17 protein-coding genes and 1 pseudogene are annotated in these 16,797 nt (G+C 65.6%); 10 read left to right on the top strand and 8 right to left on the bottom strand.

Going from position 1 to position 16,797, the window contains the following annotated elements; all coding sequences use genetic code 11:
- Positions 1-24 precede the first annotated feature (24 nt).
- Positions 25-1,599: an AMP-binding protein gene (locus ACNJYB_RS30120; RefSeq protein WP_439370180.1), complete on the top strand. Its 1,575-nt coding sequence runs from the start codon at positions 25-27 to the stop codon at positions 1,597-1,599.
- Between the two features lie 33 nt (positions 1,600-1,632).
- Here ACNJYB_RS30120 and ACNJYB_RS30125 read toward each other — a convergent pair whose 3' ends face one another.
- Positions 1,633-2,799: an acyl-CoA dehydrogenase family protein gene (locus ACNJYB_RS30125; RefSeq protein ID WP_060735112.1), complete on the bottom strand. Its 1,167-nt coding sequence runs from the start codon at positions 2,797-2,799 to the stop codon at positions 1,633-1,635.
- Between the two features lie 233 nt (positions 2,800-3,032).
- Between ACNJYB_RS30125 and ACNJYB_RS30130 the strand changes: the two genes are divergently transcribed.
- Together ACNJYB_RS30130 and ACNJYB_RS30135 are read left to right on the top strand one after the other, a co-directional pair.
- On the top strand, positions 3,033-3,485 hold the full coding sequence (locus tag ACNJYB_RS30130; protein WP_439370181.1) for a MaoC family dehydratase: 453 nt from the start codon (positions 3,033-3,035) through the stop codon (positions 3,483-3,485).
- The gene (locus ACNJYB_RS30135; RefSeq protein WP_439370182.1) at positions 3,485-4,336 is read left to right on the top strand and encodes an HpcH/HpaI aldolase/citrate lyase family protein; all 852 of its coding nucleotides are present in this window, start codon (positions 3,485-3,487) and stop codon (positions 4,334-4,336) included. The genes ACNJYB_RS30130 and ACNJYB_RS30135 overlap by 1 nt, the downstream gene beginning before the upstream one ends.
- A 70-nt stretch (positions 4,337-4,406) precedes the next feature.
- Here the strand turns inward: ACNJYB_RS30135 and ACNJYB_RS30140 are convergent, their stop codons facing one another.
- Entirely contained in the window at positions 4,407-4,826 is a 420-nt protein-coding gene (locus ACNJYB_RS30140; RefSeq protein ID WP_439370183.1) for a hypothetical protein, read from the bottom strand.
- Positions 4,827-5,405: 579 nt separating this feature from the next.
- On the opposite strand from ACNJYB_RS30140, the gene ACNJYB_RS30145 reads away from it, so the two are divergent.
- The 3 genes from ACNJYB_RS30145 (at position 5,406) to ACNJYB_RS30155 (ending at position 6,305) form a co-directional block, all read left to right on the top strand.
- Positions 5,406-5,702 (top strand): hypothetical protein, encoded by a 297-nt coding sequence (locus ACNJYB_RS30145; protein ID WP_439370184.1) that lies wholly within the window; start codon positions 5,406-5,408, stop codon positions 5,700-5,702.
- A 214-nt stretch (positions 5,703-5,916) separates the two neighbouring features.
- On the top strand, positions 5,917-6,132 hold the full coding sequence (locus ACNJYB_RS30150) for a hypothetical protein (protein WP_439370185.1): 216 nt from the start codon (positions 5,917-5,919) through the stop codon (positions 6,130-6,132).
- Positions 6,129-6,305 carry a hypothetical protein gene (locus ACNJYB_RS30155; RefSeq protein WP_439370186.1) on the top strand — a complete coding sequence of 59 codons (177 nt, stop codon included), beginning with the start codon at positions 6,129-6,131 and terminating at the stop codon, positions 6,303-6,305. The genes ACNJYB_RS30150 and ACNJYB_RS30155 overlap by 4 nt, the downstream gene beginning before the upstream one ends.
- A gap of 73 nt (positions 6,306-6,378) precedes the next feature.
- Here the strand turns inward: ACNJYB_RS30155 and ACNJYB_RS30160 are convergent, their stop codons facing one another.
- From ACNJYB_RS30160 to ACNJYB_RS30180, 5 genes and pseudogenes are all read right to left on the bottom strand, one after another.
- The gene (locus ACNJYB_RS30160; RefSeq protein ID WP_439370187.1) at positions 6,379-7,485 is read right to left on the bottom strand and encodes a trypsin-like peptidase domain-containing protein; all 1,107 of its coding nucleotides are present in this window, start codon (positions 7,483-7,485) and stop codon (positions 6,379-6,381) included.
- Between the two features lie 164 nt (positions 7,486-7,649).
- Positions 7,650-7,985, bottom strand: a complete 336-nt coding sequence (locus ACNJYB_RS30165; RefSeq protein ID WP_439370188.1) for a hypothetical protein — start codon at positions 7,983-7,985, stop codon at positions 7,650-7,652.
- Between the two features lie 88 nt (positions 7,986-8,073).
- Positions 8,074-8,565: an Hsp20/alpha crystallin family protein gene (locus tag ACNJYB_RS30170; RefSeq protein WP_439370189.1), complete on the bottom strand. Its 492-nt coding sequence runs from the start codon at positions 8,563-8,565 to the stop codon at positions 8,074-8,076.
- Positions 8,566-8,640: 75 nt separating this feature from the next.
- The gene (locus ACNJYB_RS30175) at positions 8,641-9,102 is read right to left on the bottom strand and encodes an Hsp20 family protein (protein ID WP_439370190.1); all 462 of its coding nucleotides are present in this window, start codon (positions 9,100-9,102) and stop codon (positions 8,641-8,643) included.
- 367 nt (positions 9,103-9,469) lie between these two features.
- Positions 9,470-9,514, bottom strand: a pseudogene (locus tag ACNJYB_RS30180) (hypothetical protein); the annotation flags it as partial.
- 156 nt (positions 9,515-9,670) lie between these two features.
- On the opposite strand from ACNJYB_RS30180, the gene ACNJYB_RS30185 reads away from it, so the two are divergent.
- Positions 9,671-11,194, top strand: coding sequence for a hypothetical protein (locus ACNJYB_RS30185; protein WP_439370191.1), 1,524 nt, complete (start codon positions 9,671-9,673; stop codon positions 11,192-11,194).
- 11 nt (positions 11,195-11,205) lie between these two features.
- Here ACNJYB_RS30185 and ACNJYB_RS30190 read toward each other — a convergent pair whose 3' ends face one another.
- Complete coding sequence (locus ACNJYB_RS30190) at positions 11,206-12,504, bottom strand: MFS transporter (protein WP_439370192.1); 1,299 nt, start codon at positions 12,502-12,504, stop codon at positions 11,206-11,208.
- A gap of 365 nt (positions 12,505-12,869) precedes the next feature.
- Between ACNJYB_RS30190 and ACNJYB_RS30195 the strand changes: the two genes are divergently transcribed.
- The 3 genes from ACNJYB_RS30195 to ACNJYB_RS30205 are packed head-to-tail and all read left to right on the top strand — an operon-like array spanning position 12,870 to position 16,641.
- On the top strand, positions 12,870-14,084 hold the full coding sequence (locus tag ACNJYB_RS30195) for an ABC transporter substrate-binding protein (protein ID WP_439370193.1): 1,215 nt from the start codon (positions 12,870-12,872) through the stop codon (positions 14,082-14,084).
- A gap of 8 nt (positions 14,085-14,092) precedes the next feature.
- On the top strand, positions 14,093-15,826 hold the full coding sequence (locus ACNJYB_RS30200; protein WP_439370194.1) for an FAD-dependent oxidoreductase: 1,734 nt from the start codon (positions 14,093-14,095) through the stop codon (positions 15,824-15,826).
- A 20-nt stretch (positions 15,827-15,846) separates the two neighbouring features.
- Positions 15,847-16,641, top strand: coding sequence for an IclR family transcriptional regulator (locus tag ACNJYB_RS30205; RefSeq protein WP_439370195.1), 795 nt, complete (start codon positions 15,847-15,849; stop codon positions 16,639-16,641).
- Positions 16,642-16,797: the final 156 nt, after the last annotated feature.

The raw sequence follows: 16,797 nt of genomic DNA on the forward strand, positions 1-16,797 counted from the left end.
CCCGATCGGGTTACTCCGGTTGCCATGGGCGCCGACGACTCTTCGCTGCAATCGCTGGTCCGGATCGAGGCGGCCGCCGATCCCGCCTTCGTGTTCGACGGCCTGCCGGTCTCGCGCGCGGATTTCTCACAGAAGATCGAGCAGACCGCGGCCTGGCTGGCCGCGCAGGGCATCGGCAAGGGCGACGTCGTCGCGGTCTGGCTGGTCAACCGGATCGAGTGGATCGCGCTGCTGTTCGCGGCTGCCCGCCTCGGCGCCGTCGTCGCCGCCGTCAACACTCGCTACCGCAGCGCGGAAGTCGCGCATCTGCTCAAGGTGTCGGGCGCCAGACTGATGCTGGTCGAGGCCGCATTCCGGTCGATCGATTTTGCCGCCATTCTCGCTGATGTTGCCAAGGGCGAGGTGCCGGCGCTGCAAAGTCTGGCGGTGGTCGGCGCGGATGCGATGCCGGCGCACTGGCCCTGCGTGCGGTTCGATGCGTTCGAGAAGCCCTACCCGCCGGCTCCGCCGTCCGAGGATGACGTCGACCTGCCCGTACTGCTCTACACGACGTCGGGCACGACCAAGGGGCCGAAGCTCGTGGCGCATTCGCAGCGGACGCTCGCGAGCCACGCCGCCTCTGTCGCGACGGCGCTCGAGCTTTCGCCGCAGCGTCATTCGCTACTGGCGATGCTGCCGTTCTGCGGCACCTTCGGCATGACAAGCCTGCTCGGCTTCATTGCGGCGGGTGCGACAGTTCATGTGCTCGACGCTTTCGAGGCCGCGCCGGCCCTCAAAATCCTGAGTGAGCAGGAGATCACCCACTCGTTCGGCTCGGACGAGATGTTCCGGCGCATCCTCGCCCTCACCGATGCGCCGCGGCCGTTTCCGCATCTCCAGGTCTGCGGCTTCGCCGCGTTCCAGCCCGGCTGGCGCGAACTCGCCGCAGAGGCCGAGGCTCGCGGCCTGCCGCTGTGCGGCCTCTACGGCTCGAGCGAGGTGCAGGCGCTGTTCTCGATTGGCCGCGCCAGCGACGCCTTTGCCGACCGCATCGAGGGCGGCGGCTGGCCGATGTCTTCGCATGCCAAGGTCCGCGTCCGCGACACGGACACCGGCGAACTCGCGGCCCACGGCGTCTCCGGCGAGATCGAGATCAGCGCGCCCTCGCGTTTCCTCGGCTACTTCAACAACCCGGATGCGACACGCGATGCGATCACCGCCGACGGCTTCTTCCGGACCGGCGACATCGGCCGGCTGCGCGGCGACGGATCCTTCGTCTACGAGACCCGCGCCGGCGATGCGATGCGCCTCGGCGGCTTCCTGGTGGCGCCCGAGGAGATCGAGGACGAGCTCAAATCCTGTGCGGGCGTGGCCGACGCCCAGGTCGTCGCGGTCGACCTCGAGGGCCAGGCGCGCTGCGTCGCCTTCGTGATCCCGACAGCGGAGCCGCCAACGCATGAGACGCTGACCGCGCGTCTGCGCGAGCGGCTCGCGGGCTACAAGGTGCCGGCGCGGATCTATGTGGTGGACGCCTTCCCCGTCACCGACAGTGCCAACGGTGTAAAGATCCAGCGCGCCAGGCTTCGCGCCATGGCGATGGAGCGGATCGCCGCTGAATAGGCGCGCCTATTTGGCTTGGGCCACCAGAGTCGTTCAGTACGACTTCGCCAGCCCCAGCACCTTTTCCGCGATGAAGCTGAGCGCAAGCTGCGGGCTGACCGGCGCGATGCGCGGGATCAGCACCTCGCGCAAATAACGCTCGACGTGGAATTCCTTGGCGTAGCCGAAGCCGCCATGGGTCATCACCGCCTGCTCGCAGGCCGAGAAACCCGCTTCGCCCGCCAGATACTTCGCCGCATTGGCGGCGGCGCCGCAGGGCATGCCCTTATCGTATTGCCAGGCGGCCGACATCACCATCAGCCATGCCGCCTCGAGCTCGACCCAATTCACCGCGAGCGGATGCTGGATGCCCTGGTTCTTGCCGATCGGCCGATTGAACACGACGCGCGTCTTGGCGTATTCGGTCGCGCGCGACAGCGCGAGCTTGCCGAGACCGACCGCCTCGGCCGCGATGAGAATGCGCTCCGGATTCATGCCTTCGAGGATGTACTCGAAGCCTTTGCCCTCCTCGCCGATGCGATCTTCCATCGGGATTTCGAAGTCCTCGAAGAACAGCTCGTTGGAATCGACGATCTTGCGGCCCATCTTCTCGATCTCGTGGACCTTGATCCTGTTGCGGTCGAAATCGGTGTAGAACAGGCTGAGGCCGTGGGTGGGTGAGCGCACCTCCTCCAGCGGCGTGGTGCGCGCCAGCAGCAGGATCTTGTGCGCGACCTGCGCGGTCGAGATCCACACTTTCTGGCCATTGACGATGTAGCGGTCGTTCTTGGCGACCGCGCGGGTCTTGAGCTGCGTGGTGTTGAGGCCGGTGTTCGGCTCCGTGACCGCGAAGCACGCCTTCTCGCGGCCCTCGACCATCGGCGGCAGCATGCGCCTGCGCTGCTCCTCGGTGCCGAACACGACGACGGGGTTCAGTCCGAACACGTTGATGTGCACCGCGGAGGCACCGGACATGCCGGCACCCGACTCGGCGATGGTGCGCATCATGATCGCCGCTTCGGTGATGCCGAGCCCGGAGCCGCCATACTCTTCCGGCACGCAGATGCCGAGCCAGCCCGCATCCGCCAGCGCCTTGTGGAAGTCGTGCGGGAAGCCGCCGTCGTGGTCCTTCTTCAGCCAATAGGCGTCGGGAAAGCCTTCGCAGATCTTGGCGATGGCGTCGCGAATGGCTTCCTGCTGATCGGTGAGCGCGAAATCCATGGTCGTGATCTCCTCCTCGGGAGCCGCGACCGCGCCATCTCCCGTCTCTTTCCGCGTTCCCCACGCAAAAGCCGTGGCCGCTTGCTGCGCCCGGACGTGCCTTCGCGTTGCGTTCTTTAGCCCGAAAAACCGCATGCAGATACGTGAATTTGCCCGCGAAGTGTGTCTACCATGCATGGGGTCATGCGGCGCGACGTGCGAGCGCGCCGTTATTTCGCAGGGAGGAAACCGCGATGGCCGGACTTTATTTCGAGGACTTTTCCGTCGGCCAGGAGTTCAGGCATCCGCTGACCCGGACGGTCACGGAAATGGACAACACCATGTTCAGCCTGCTGACGCTCAACCCGCAGCCGCTGCACATCGATGCGCATTTCGCCGAAAAGACCGAGTTCGGCCAGCGCATTTTCAACAGCCTTTACACCCTCGGCATCATGATCGGCATGACGGTCTATGATACGACCTTGGGGACAACCGTCGCCAATCTCGGCATGACCGACGTGACCTTTCCGAAACCGGTCTTCCATGGCGACACCTTGCGGGCGACGACGAAAGTGCTTTCGGTGAGGGAATCCAAATCGCGCCCGAGGGCGGGCATCGTCGAGTTCGAGCACCACGCCCTGAACCAGAACGACGAGATCGTCGGAAAATGCCGCCGCATGGCGATGATGCACAGGAGGCCGGTCTGATGCGCTCGATGCTGTTCGTGCCGGGCGACTCCCCGCGCAAATTCGAGAAGGCGAGCGAAGGCAAGGCCGACGCACTGATCATCGACCTCGAGGACTCCGTCGTCACCGAGAAGAAGCCGGAGGCGCGCGGGCTGACGCTGGCGATGCTGAAGAGCCGTCCTGGTCCGCACCAGCTCTATGTCCGCGTCAACGCGCTCGACACCGGCATGACGCTGGCCGATCTCGCCGCGGTGATGCCGGGCAGGCCCGACGGCGTCGTGCTGCCGAAATCGCAAGGCGGTGACGACGTGTGGCAGGTCGCAACCTGGCTCGAAGCGCTCGAAGCGGCAGCCGGTATCACGATCGGCGCCACCCGCATCGTCTGCGTCGCGACGGAGACCGCGAGTTCGATCTTCGGGCTCGGCAGCTACAAGGGCTGCTCGCCTCGCCTCGCCGGCCTGATGTGGGGCGCAGAAGATCTCTCCGCCTCGCTCGGCGCCATCGAGAAGGCGAGCGGTGGCGTGTTCCACAGCCCCTATCGCCTCGCCCGCGATCTCTGCCTGATGGCGGCGGCTGCGGCCGAGGTTGCGCCGATCGACACGGTCTATACCGACATCGACAATCTCGCGGGCCTCGAAGCCGAGACGCGTGCGGCGCGGCGCGACGGTTTTTCGGCGAAGGCGCTGATCCATCCCAAGCATGTCGACGTGGTCAATGCGGCGTTCGCGCCGACGGACGCCGAACGCACATGGGCTGAGAAGGTCATCGCGGCGTTCGCGAGCAATCCCAATTCGGGCACGCTGCGGCTCGACGGCCAGATGATCGACAAGCCGCATCTTCGCGCCGCCAAGAAGATCCTCGGCGAGCCCTAGACCGGAACGCAAAGCCCGCCATGATCGTTCGCCAAGCTGCAAGCCGGGAGAGGTGAAGGCGGGCCTGGCCCTAATCGAACCCCTGAACGGGCGGCGGCGTGGTCTCGGCAGGCGCAGCAGGAGCCTCAGGAGCTGCTTGAACGGGCTGCACCACGGGCGCGGCTTGCACCGGCGAATTGCTGGCGGCTCGCGTCTGACCGCTGGCGTTCATCGCCTGGCGCGTGCGCGGCGGAGCGCCGGCTGCGCCATTGGCTTCGCGACGCGGCGGCTGCCGATGTCGTGCCGAGCGCGAATCTCTCGCGCCCCATGACCGGGCAATTGCAGGTCCGGCGGTGTAACCGACCAGCGCGCCGGCGACGGCGCCGATCGGCCCCAGCACCACGGCGCCTGACACGGCTCCGATTGCCGCAGCGCCGGCACGCTCCTGTGCGGCGGCGCCCGCAGGCACGCCAGCTAACAGAACGACGGCAGTGATCAGAGCTTTCTTCATCGGAGCGCCTCCCTCGAGGGGAGATCACTCTTACTCAAATATGGCCAGAGGACGTTTGTCCGTTGCCCAACACGGGGCAATCGCCGATGGAACTCCGGCAATTCGAGGGCCGCAGCCGAAGCGATCAGCGCAACCACGGCGCGACGCCGGCAGTGAGTTACCTCGCACAGCTTGTGGGGCCGCGGAGCTTCGCTCACGCCGTGAGGGCCGGGAGTAAGCCTCTCTCCACACGCGAGATCGTCGATAGACCTGTACCCCCTCATCCGGATCGCGCCGGAGGATGTTTCGCATCGCCGGGGGCGATCCGCCCTCTCCCCCATCCGGTTCGCTTTAGCTTCGGCGGACAAGCGCAGGGAGAGGTGAAGAAAGAGCCTCAGCGGCCGCGGCGCCCCGATTGAGCTTTCCTGGCGTGTATCGCGGAGGTGGTCAAAAATATCCGAAGCCCGACTGCGTCCAGCCATCGCGCGGCGGGTCCGACATTGCTTCGTTTTTGATCCATTTCATAAGTACGGCCTAGTCCGGCACCGGCCCGGTATGCTTTGATGTGTCGAGCAGGAACCGAGACGCAAGGGTGGCCTGATGTTCATACTCATTCGAAAGTACACCAAGGTTCGTTCGGTCGCGGATGCTGCCCGCCGCGCGAAGAGCGGCGTCGGTCAGATCCTGAGGGAGTCGCCCGGCTTCAAGTCATATTATGTGTTGGACGGGGGCGAAGGCGTTGGTGTCGCGGTGACCATATTTGAGGACCGCGAAAGCGCGAATGCGGCGAACGCCAAAGTGATGGGGTTCATTCAAGCAAGCTTGCATGACCTCGATCTTGGCGATCCAGAAATCATGGCCGGAGAAGTTTTGGTGAATATAGAGTCTGCTGCATAGATACGCGCATGGCTCCTTGTCAGCTCGCTGCGCAAGCGCCGCGATTTCGCCCGCGGCGCACCGATCGAGCTGTCGTGACTCCTGCGACAGGTGGTCGACGACGCGCCGCAATCCTCTTGACACGGAATTCCGGCTGCATATTTTTTCGCACCGAGAAGCTCTTTCTCGGCCTCAAAAATCGAAGGACTCAACGCGACCGTCTGGAGAGACGACGATGCTCGATGAGAATTTGGCCCGCATTCGTGCACACCGTAACAACATCCAGCGCTACCGGCGTCTCCTGAAGACCAGGCTGTCGGAGCTTGAGCGCCAGTTCATCGAAAGACGTGTCGCAGAAGAACGCAGCGCGCTCGATAGCCTGACCGCGGCGACCTTCCCGGTTTCCTTCGGCTGCGCGAATACGCCGGCCGAGATCAGGGCGGGGCAATGAACGGCTACCGGGAGCTGCTCATTCGGGGCAGCGAGAAGGTGATCGGTCACTACGAACTGCTCCTTGCAAGCGCCAGGACCGAGCACGAGCGCGAGTTCTACCGCCAGCGCATCGAGCGCGAGCGGCGATTGATCAGGGACTTGCAGGGCGAGTTGGACGACCGCGCGGCGTGAGCCGGAAAGCCACGCGGCCATAACCTTCGCAGGCGACTGAACCACCGATGTTTCGGCAGCCCCTGCGTGCGGTTTAGCGGACCAGGCGATTCGGGCCCGCAAGCGCACTGCTGGATTCACTCGCGGGCGCGATTCTCACGCTGACGCTGAGCGGCGCACCGTTGCGCAGGACCGAGAGCCTCACATCCTCGCCGACCCGGGCAAGACCAATCGTGTTGCGGAGCTGGGCGGCGGTGCGGATCGGGCGGTCGTCGGCTCCGGTGACGACATCGCCCTTGCGCAAGCCCGCCCTTTCTGCGGGCGAATCCGCGGCGACATCGGCGACGAGGGCGCCCTGGATCAACCCCTTGTTGACCGACGGATGCGGGTCCTTCAGCGAGATGCCGACACGGCCCCGCTCGACGCGGCCGCTCACGATGATCTGCTCCATCACCTTGCGCGCCATGTTGACCGGAATAGCAAAGCCGATGCCGACGTTCCCGCCAGCGGGCGAGATGATGGCCGAGTTGATGCCGATCAGCTCGCCGCGCAGGCTGACCAGCGCGCCGCCGGAATTGCCGGGATTGATCGCGGCATCCGTCTGGATGAAATCCTCATAACCCTGCTTGCCGATGCCGGTGCGGCCGAGCGCACTGACGAGGCCCGATGTCACGGTCTGGCCGAGGCCGAAGGGATTTCCGATCGCAAGCACGAAATCGCCGACTTCGAGCGCGTCGCTGTCGCCGAAGGGAAGCGCCCTGAGGCCGGCCGGGTTCTGGATCTGGAGCACGGCAACATCGGTCGGCGGATCACGCCCGACCACCTTGGCGGAAAACTGCCGGCCGTCCTTGGTCGTGATCTGAACGGCGGCGGTGCCTTCGACCACGTGATTGTTGGTCAGCACGTAGCCGCGCTGGGCATCGACAATCACGCCGGAGCCGGTCGCGTTGACCTCCTTCTCGATCTGCCGGGGAACGTCGAAGAATTCGCGGAAGAGCGGATCGCGATAGAGTGGATTGTCCTCACGCACGCGGCCGTGCACGGAGATGTTGACCACCGCCGGCGTCACCTGGCGCACCAGCGGCGCCAGGGTCGCCACCGAGCCGCCGGTCTTCAGATCGGGGATTTGGCCTGCGGCAGGCTGTGATGCCGGGAGGGTCAGCAGCAGCAGCGCCAGCAAGAGCAGACGCACAGCATTCATGTTCGTTACCTGCCGCTATGTCTTGGATGGGAAATCGGACAAGTCGGGGCTTCACTCTACGTCGCGTGCCGCGACGATCCGGCCCTGCAGGGCCAGGAACGGAACGGTGCAGGCCGCCGCGGCCTGACCGAGCAGCACGAGCCCCAAGACGGTCTGCGTGAACATCATGCACCTCGCCCCTCTGCGGCGGCCCAGGGCCGCCGCAGCCGCATCGGGACGCCGCCACCCCGCGGCGGGTCGTCATTGTCATTGTCGCCGTCGAGCTTGCGCAAGGAGGCCAAGATATCGGCGAGCCGAACCGTGTGGCTCATGCCGGGGATTTCGCGCAAGGCTGGATAAGACTCGACCGCGTACATGTCGGACGCCCAGGACGACAGAATAATCCGCTTCTCCGGCGCAGAGAGTTCTGTCGCATTCAGGACGTCGGCAGGCGAGTCGTAGTGGGCGGCGGGATGAAACAGTGGATCGAGAGTAACGGCATTGGCATTCACATTGGTCATTGATGGTACCTCCCCTCATGCTCCTTTCCAAGGGACGGGCTTGTTGACGATGAGACGGCGGCGGCATTCGCCGCCGTCGCGCTCGACGCTAATGGGTGTTGATCGCGATGCGCTTGACGCCCTCGCGCGCCTTTTCGGATTTCGGCAGCGACACCGTCAGCACGCCGTTGGCGAACGACGCCTCGGCCTTGTCCTCTTCAACGCCCTCCAGCGGGATCTGCCGCTCGAAGGCGCCGTAGTAGCGCTCGGTGAAGTACCTGCCTTCGCCGTTGCGCTCCGCCTTCTTCTCACCGCGGACGGTCAGGACGCCATTGGCGATCTCGACCTGCACGTCCTTCTCCGTCAGGCCGGGAAGCTCCGCCGAGACGGTCAGCGTCTTGTCGGTCTCGCTGAGCTCGACCTTCGGCCAGCCGAAACGGCCCTCCATCAGCGGCGACAGGCTGGTCCCGCCGAAGCCGCGGAAGACATCGTCGAACAGACGGTTCATCTCGCGGTGAAGCGTCAGGAACGGATCAAAATTCTCGCGCGCCGGCGCAAGATCCTGGTTTCTCGACCAGGGAATGAGATCACGAAAAGCCATGATTCCCTCCTACATGCATCGGGAGCGCGGCCCGCGCATCCGCGCGCCGCGTTCCGCATTGGATCGATCGAGCGCTCAGGCCGCTTTCTTCTGCTCGATCTGCGATGCCGCAGGAGCGCCGTTCGTGATTGCGATCCGGCGCGGCTTCATGGCTTCCGGGACCTCGCGGACCAGATCGATGATCAGCAGCCCGTCCTGGAACGAGGCCTGCTTCACCTGGACATAGTCGGCGAGATTGAACACGCGCCGGAACGGACGCGCGGCGATGCCCTGGTACAGATATTCATGCGCAGCAGTCTCGGGCTTCCGGCCCTCGATGGTGAGCGCGTTCTGCTCGGCCGTCACCGTGATGTCGCTGGCGCCGAAGCCCGCCACCGCAAGGCTGATGCGGTAGTGGTCCTCGCCGGAACGCTCGATGTTGTAGGGGGGATAGTTGTCCTCGGTCGCCTGGCGCAGCGTGCTGTCGACGAGGTCGGCCAGATGATCGAAGCCGATGGTGGAGCGCCACAGGGGCGCGAAGTCGAAACTGGTCCTCATAACCAAGTCCTCCAAAGAGCAAGATGGATACGAAGGAGCGCGGACAGGGTATCAGACAGATCCGACGACCAGTCCGGCGCCCGCGCCGGACCCGATCTGGCGCCCGGCACACCGCTCTCGCGGCGAAAAACGACTTAGAACAACCGATATCGATTTCAAGGGGGCGGCCCGAAAAAAAATTTCGCCGCGGGACGAGGCCGTCCGGTTCCGGCCCCCTAAGCTTTTGCCCGTGCTCGATCAAGGCCATCGACGGCCGGAACTTCGCCCAGGGCTGCGCCTGCTCGAACGCTGCCGCGATGCGGAAGATCGCGGGCTCGTCCAGCCATGGCGCGACGATGTGCAGGCCGATCGGCATGCCGTCGCGGTCGAAGCCGCATGGCAGCGTCGCGGCCGGAAGCCCGGCGAGATTGATCGGCCAGGTGAAGGGCGACCAGCCGAGATGCGCGGCCGTCGATTATGCCGACGCCGATCTGGCGCGCCTCGAAGGCAGTCACCGCGATATAAACGCGGCCAATGGATCAGACCGCTGCATTTGGTTTTGGCCGCGCGCATAAGAAGGTGTCAGGACGTGCATACAAGGCTGGCGTTTGGACGATGCGGCAACGTCCGCATCGTCAGCATGATCGGTGTCGCAGTGCTCGTCGCAGCGACAGGTCGCGCAGCGCGGGCGAGCGAAGCCGCGATCGCGCCGCCGCGCATGACGGCGATCGGCACGATCGACGCGCGCTTCCAGTCCTACAATGTCGAGATGGTGGAGGTGACGGGCGGGCGCTTCTGGAGACCTTACGCGCAAGGCGGAATGCAGCGCGATCGCTACAGCGACAGGCCTCCGATCGATCTCGCCACCCCTCGCCTGCGCAAGCTCGCGGCGGCGCTGTCGCCGGCCTATATCCGCATCAGCGGCACCTGGGCAAACGCGACCTATGTCGCGGACACCGAGACCGCGCCGTCCGCAGCGCCTCCTGGCTTCAACACCGCGCTCGGCCGCGCGCAATGGCGCGGCGTCGTCGATTTCGCCCGGGCGGCCGATGCGGAGATCGTGACGTCCTTTGCCGTCAGTCCCGGCAGCCGCGACACAAATGGCGTGTGGATGCCGGACCAGGCGCAGCGCCTCATCGATGCCACGCGCGCATTCGGCGGCCGCATCGCCGCCGCCGAGTTCATGAACGAGCCGACGCTGGCGAACAACGGCGCGCCGCCGGGATATGACGCGGACGCGTATGGCCGCGACTTCAGGATCTTCCGCGACTGGATGCGGCGTTCGTCCCCGGAGACGTTGATCCTCGGCCCAGGCTCCGTCGGCGATTCTCCGTCTCCGGCAATGGGCGGCATCCGCACGCGCGATCTGCTCGCAGCAATGGGACCAGGCCTCGATCGCTTCTCCTATCATCACTACAACACACTCTCGCCCCGCTGCGGCGTCCATGACGATCCGATGCAAGCGCTGTCGGACGGCTGGCTGGCCCGCACCGGTGCGGCACTCGCCATCTATCGCGCGGTGCGCGACGCGTTCGAGCCGGGCAAGCCGATCTGGCTGACGGAGACGGCGGATGCCGCCTGCGGCGGCAATCCTTGGGATGCGACCTTCCTCGACACTTTCCGCTATCTCGACCAGCTCGGCCGCCTGGCAAAAGCCGGCGTGCAGGTGGTGATGCACAACACGCTCGCGGCCAGCGACTACGGCCTGCTCGACGAGCGGTCGTTTCGTCCACGGCCCAACTATTGGGCCGCCCTGCTGTGGCGGCGCCTGATGGGCACGACCGTTCTCGAGGCAGCAACGACCTCGATGCCCGGCCTGCGCACCTATGCGCATTGTCACCCCGCGACAAAAGGCACAGTCACCGTGCTCCTCATCAACAATTCGCGAAACGCACCGCATGTCGTGACCTTGGCGGGCCCTGCCGAGCGCTACACGCTGCAAGCCGATCGCCTGCAAAGCGCGACCGTCCGGCTGAATGGCAAGCCCCTGCAATTGGCCGCCGACGACGATCTGCCGCGCCTCGTGGCGCGTAACGCGCCGGCAGGCCGGCTCCAGCTGCCGCCGGCCAGCATCACCTTCCTGGTGATGCCGGACGCCGCTGCCTGCGGCTGAAGCAACCCCCGCTATTTCAGGCCGTCGCGCGCCGTCTCCGGCGCCAGCAAGGTCGCGATGATCGTGATGATCGAGAGCGCGATGATGTAGACCGACACCGCCCAGTACGATCCGGCCCATGCCAGCAGCGCGGTTGCGATCAACGGCGAGAAGCCGCCGCTCAGCGCGGCCGCGACGTTGGCGCCGAGCGATGCGCCGCTGTAGCGTACCTGGGTGCGGAACAGTTCCGGCATGAAGGCGGCCTTCGGCCCGAACAGCAGCGCATGGGTCAGCGTCATCGTGACGACGAGCGCGAGCGTGATCAGCGCCGGCTCCCTGGTGTCGAGGAACCAGAACAGCGGAAACGCCAGCGCCACCGAGAACACGCCGCCGGCGAGGTACAGCGCCCTGCGGCCGAAGATGTCGGACAGCCAGCCGGCGAGCGGCAGCGTCGCGAACTCGACGATCGCGGCATAGACCACCGCGTTCAGGATCACCTGGCGCGGCAGGCCGAGTTTCGTGGTGGCATAAACCACCGTGAAGACGGTGAGGAGATAAGCAAGGCCCACCTCCGAGACCGTGATGCCGATCGCCAGCAGAAAGCTGCGCCAGTCGCGCCGCAGCACCTCCAGCACCGGCTGCGCCAGCACTTCCTTGCGCTCCACCACGTCCTTGAAGTGCGGCGTCTCCGCAAGCTTGAGCCGCACGATGAAGCCGACACCGACCAGCAGAATGCTGAGCCAGAACGGCACGCGCCAGCCCCAGCTCAGGAAGTCGGCCTCGGGTAGCTGCGTCATCAGCGCAAAGATGCCGGTGGAGGCGGCGACGCCGACGGGAAAGCCGATCTGCACCAGGCTGCCGTAGAAGCCGCGGCGGTTACCGGCATGCTCGATCACCATGACGACCGCCCCGCTCCATTCGCCGCCGAGCCCGATGCCCTGGACGAAGCGCAAGGCGATCAGCAGGATCGGCGCCCAGGCGCCGATCTGGCTGTAGCTCGGCAGGCAGCCGATCAGGAAGGTGCCGAGCCCCATCGCGATCATGGTTGCAACCAGCATGGTCTTGCGGCCGAGCCGGTCGCCGTAATGCCCGATGATCGCGCCGCCGATCGGCCGTGCCACGAAACCGACCGCATAGGTCGAGAACGCGACCAGCGTGCCGACGAACGGATCGAAGCTCGGAAAGAACAGCTTGTTGAAGACCAGCGCGGCGGCCGTGCCGTAGATCAGGAAATCGTACCACTCGATCGCGGTGCCGAGCGCGCTCGCCCACACCACATGCGCCGTCGTCGATCTCTCCGTCGCCGCGGAGACGCCCGTTGCTGCCGTCATGCCATGCCCCAAGATTCCAGGCGGCATCATGGCCAAGAAGGATGAGGCTTGCAACCTGCGGACGTGGAAGCTCTCACAGGACAACGACGCGAACTTCGCGCGCTGCTCTATCAACACCGTCATCGCGAGGAGCCCTTGCGACGAAGCAATCCAATCTGCCTCTGCGGAGAAAGTCTGGATTGCTTCGCTTCGCTCGCAATGACGGCGTTGAGGCAGTTGTTTGCGACTCTGCGCGACGGCGCCTCGGCGATCACGGAACTCGTCCATCTGGCCTCATTCGCTATTGACAAACTCGTTTGCTAATATCTAACTTATGTCCGAACAGCCCGCCGCACCTAGCGGCCCATAAAAGCGAGGGAACGACGATGAGAGGGTTTCTGGCCCGCGCCATGCTCGCGGCCATGACTTCGGCCGCCATGACCACAATTGCCGCCGCTCAAGTCTCCGACGATGCCGTGCGGATCGGCGTACTGACGGATCTGTCGAGCTGGGGCCGCGACAACAGCGGACCGGGATCGGTCGAGGCCGCGAAGATGGCGGTGGAGGAATTCGGACCGACGGTGCTCGGCAAGCCCATCGAGATCATCAGCGCCGATCACCAGATGAAGACCGATGTCGGCGTGCAGATCGTGCGAGGCTGGTTCGACAACGGCAAGGTCGACGCGGTCGTCGACATCCCCAATTCCGGCATCGCGATCGCCGTGCACAACATGGTGCGCGAGCGCAACAAGATCGCCCTGCTTTCCGGCCCCGGCGCGAGCTCGCTGACCGACGAGCTGTGCAGCCCGAACACCGTGCACTTCACGTACGATACCTATGCGCTGTCGAAGGTGACGGCTTCCGCCGTGATCAAGGAAGGCGGCAAGTCCTGGTACTTCATCACGGCGGACTACGCCTTCGGCCAGCAGCTCGAGAAGGACGCCACGCGCTTCATCAACGAGATGGGCGGCAACGTGCTCGGCGGCGTCAAGCATCCGACCAACACCGCCGACTTCTCCTCCTTCGCGCTGCAGGCCCAGAGCTCGAAATCCGACGTCGTTGCTTTCGCCAATGCCGGCCAGGACACCGACAACGCCATCAAGCAATCCGGCGAGTTCGGCCTCGTCCAGGGCGGCCAGAAGCTGGTGGGCCTGTTGATGTTCGACACCGACGTGCATGCGATCGGCCTCAAGGCCGCGCAGGGCACCTACATGACCACGGCCTCCTACTGGAACATGGACGAGGCGACGCGCGCCTGGTCGAAGAAGTTCTACGAGCGCACCAAGGTGATGCCGACCATGATCCAGACCGGCGTCTATGGCTCGGTGCTGCATTATCTGAAGGGCATCAAGGCGGCTGGCACCGACGATCCGGCCAAGGTGATGGCCAAGATGCGCGAGCTGCCGATCGAGGATATCTTCGTCCACGGCGGCAAGTTGCGCGAGGACGGCCGCGTCATTCGCGACATGTATCTGGCCAAGGTGAAGACGCCCGAGCAGTCGAAGGAGCCGTGGGATTATCTGGATATCGTCAAGACCGTGAAGGGCGAGGACGCCTTCCGCCCGGTCTCCGAGTCCAAATGTCCACTCCTGAAGAAGTGAGGTGAACGATGACGGGCAACGAGCACAGCACGATTGAGACCTACGAGTGCGACGTGCTCGTGGCCGGATCGGGTTGCTCCGGCATGTCGGCCGCGATCACCGCGCGCTATCGCGGCCTCGACGTCCTGATCGTCGAGAAGGAGCCGCGCTTCGGCGGCACCACCGCCCGCTCCGGCGGCTGGCTGTGGATTCCCGGCACCTCGCTGGCGAAGGCCTATGGCATCGAAGAAACGCCGGAGCAGGCGCGCACTTACTTGCGGCACGAGGCGGGCAACAACTACGACGCCGCGCGGGTCGACGCCTTCCTCAGCGCCGGCCCCGAGGCGGTGGATTTCTTCACCACCAGGACGGCACTGCGCTTCGACATGCCGCTGGTGTTCCCGGACTATCATGCCGAAGCGCCCGGCGGCGCGCAGGGCGGCCGCTCCATGGTGACGCGCCCGTTCGACGGCCGCGAGCTTGGCGAGCAGATCAAGACGCTCGGCATGCCCCTGCCCGAGCTCACCGTGTTCGGCATGATGCTCGGAAGCGGCAAGGAGATCATCCACTTCATGCGGGTGACGAAGTCGCTGACGTCGGCGGTTTACGTCGTCAAGCGCCTGTCGCGTCACTTGATGGACGTGCTGCGCTACGGCCGCGGCATGACCTTGACCAACGGCAATGCGCTGGCCGGGCGTCTCGCGAAGTCCGCGCTCGATCTCAAGATTCCGATGTGGCTGTCCTCGCCGGTTCGCGAGCTGACGGTCGAGAGCGGCACTGTCACCGGCGCCATCGTCTCGCGCGAAGGGCGCAATGTGCGCGTCCGCGCGCGACAAGGCGTCGTGCTCGCCTGCGGCGGATTCCCGCATGATGTCGAACGTCGCAGGAAGATGTTCCCGCACGCACCGACCGGCAACGAGCACTTTTCGCCGGGACCGACCGGCAACACCGGCGACGGCCTGCGCCTTGCGGAAAGCGCCGGCGGACGCATCGAGGATCGCCTGCCGAATGCGGCGGCGTGGGTGCCGGTGTCGCTGACCACGCGCAAGGACGGCTCGAAGGGCGTGATGCCGCACTTCATCGACCGCGCCAAGCCCGGCGTGATCGCGGTGATGCGCGACGGCAGGCGCTTTGCAAACGAGGGCAATTCCTATCACGACTTCGTCCAGGCCATGATCAAGGCCGCCAGGCCCGGCGAGGAGATCGCAGCGTATCTCGTTTGCGATCACCGGACGCTGCGCAAGTACGGCCTCGGCTGCGTGCCGCCCTTCCCGATGCCGCTGGGTCATCACCTCGGTACCGGCTACCTCTTGCGTGGCGACACGCTCGAGGCGCTGGCGGCGAAAGCCGGCATCGACGCAAAGGCATTCGTCGAGACGGTCAAGCAGTTCAACGCGACCGCGCCGCAGGGCCAGGACGCCGCCTTCGGCAAAGGTTCGAAAGCCTATAACCGCTACCAGGGCGATGCGCTGCATGGCCCGAACCCCTGCATCGCGCCGATCGAGAACGGCCCGTTCTACGCCATCAAGATGGTGGTCGGCGATCTCGGCACCTATGCCGGCATCGTCACCGACGAGAACGCGCGGGCGCTCGACGGCGAAGGCCGGGTGATTCCCGGGCTCTATGCCGCCGGCAACGACATGGCGAGCATCATGGGCGGCAATTATCCCGGTGCAGGCATCACGCTTGGGCCGGCGCTGACCTTCGGCTACATTGCGGGCCGTCATCTCGCCGACAGCGCCGCGAGGCGCAACGCGGCGTAAGCCAAGCGCATCGGAGGCGCATGAAGAGAGAAAGCCGCGGCATCCAGTCGATCGAGGTCGGCGGAGAATTGCTCCGCGCGCTTGCCCGCAGCGGCGAGCCGATGATGCTGCGCGATCTCGCGCGCGAGGCCGGCATGACGCCGGCCAAGGCGCATCCCTATCTCGCCAGCTTCTCCCGCATCGGCCTGATCGAGCAGGACGAGATCACCGGCCGCTACGAGATCGGCGCACTCGCGCTGGAGCTCGGCCTGATCAGCCTGCGCCGTCTCTCCGGCGTGCGTATCGCGGGACCGAAGATCGCTGGCCTCGCGAGCCAGATCGGCCACGCCGTGTCGCTCGCGGTGTGGGGCACGCATGGCCCGACCGTCGTGCAGCTCGAAGAGCCGGGCCAGCCCGTACACATCGTGATGCGTGCGGGCTCAGTGATGGCGCTGCTGGAGACCGCCACGGGGCGCGCCTTCGCGGCCTTCCTGCCCGAGAAGACCATCAATGCCGCACTCGAAAGCGGCCTTGACCGCCATGGCGTCGGCTACAATCCGAAGCGGGCGATAAAGGGCCCGAAGGTCGCCGACATGCTCGCCGAGGTCCGCAAGCACGGCCTCGCCCGTGCGCTCGGCGATCCCCTGCCCGGCGTCAACGCGTTCTCGGCGCCGGTGTTCGACCATTCCGGCCACGTCGCGCTGGTCATCACCGCGATGGGGCCGGAAGGCACTTTCGATGTGCGCTGGGACAGCCCGATCGCACATGCGCTGCGCGACTGCGCCGGCGGTATTTCGAAGCGGCTGGGCTACGGGATGACGGTCGCCGCGGAGTGAGTTCGCAGCCCAATACAAACACCGCTGTCATCCCCCGCGCAGGCGGGGCATCCAGTACGCCGCGGCGAATGTGGCGAGAGCGAGCTCTCCAACGCCTGCCGCTGGAATACTGTCGAATTCCGCTTCGGTAATCTCAAGGATGTCCCGGTTGCGAGC

It is taken from the genome of Bradyrhizobium sp. SMVTL-02, from assembly GCF_051853005.1.
Taxonomy (GTDB): Bacteria; Pseudomonadota; Alphaproteobacteria; order Rhizobiales; family Xanthobacteraceae; genus Bradyrhizobium.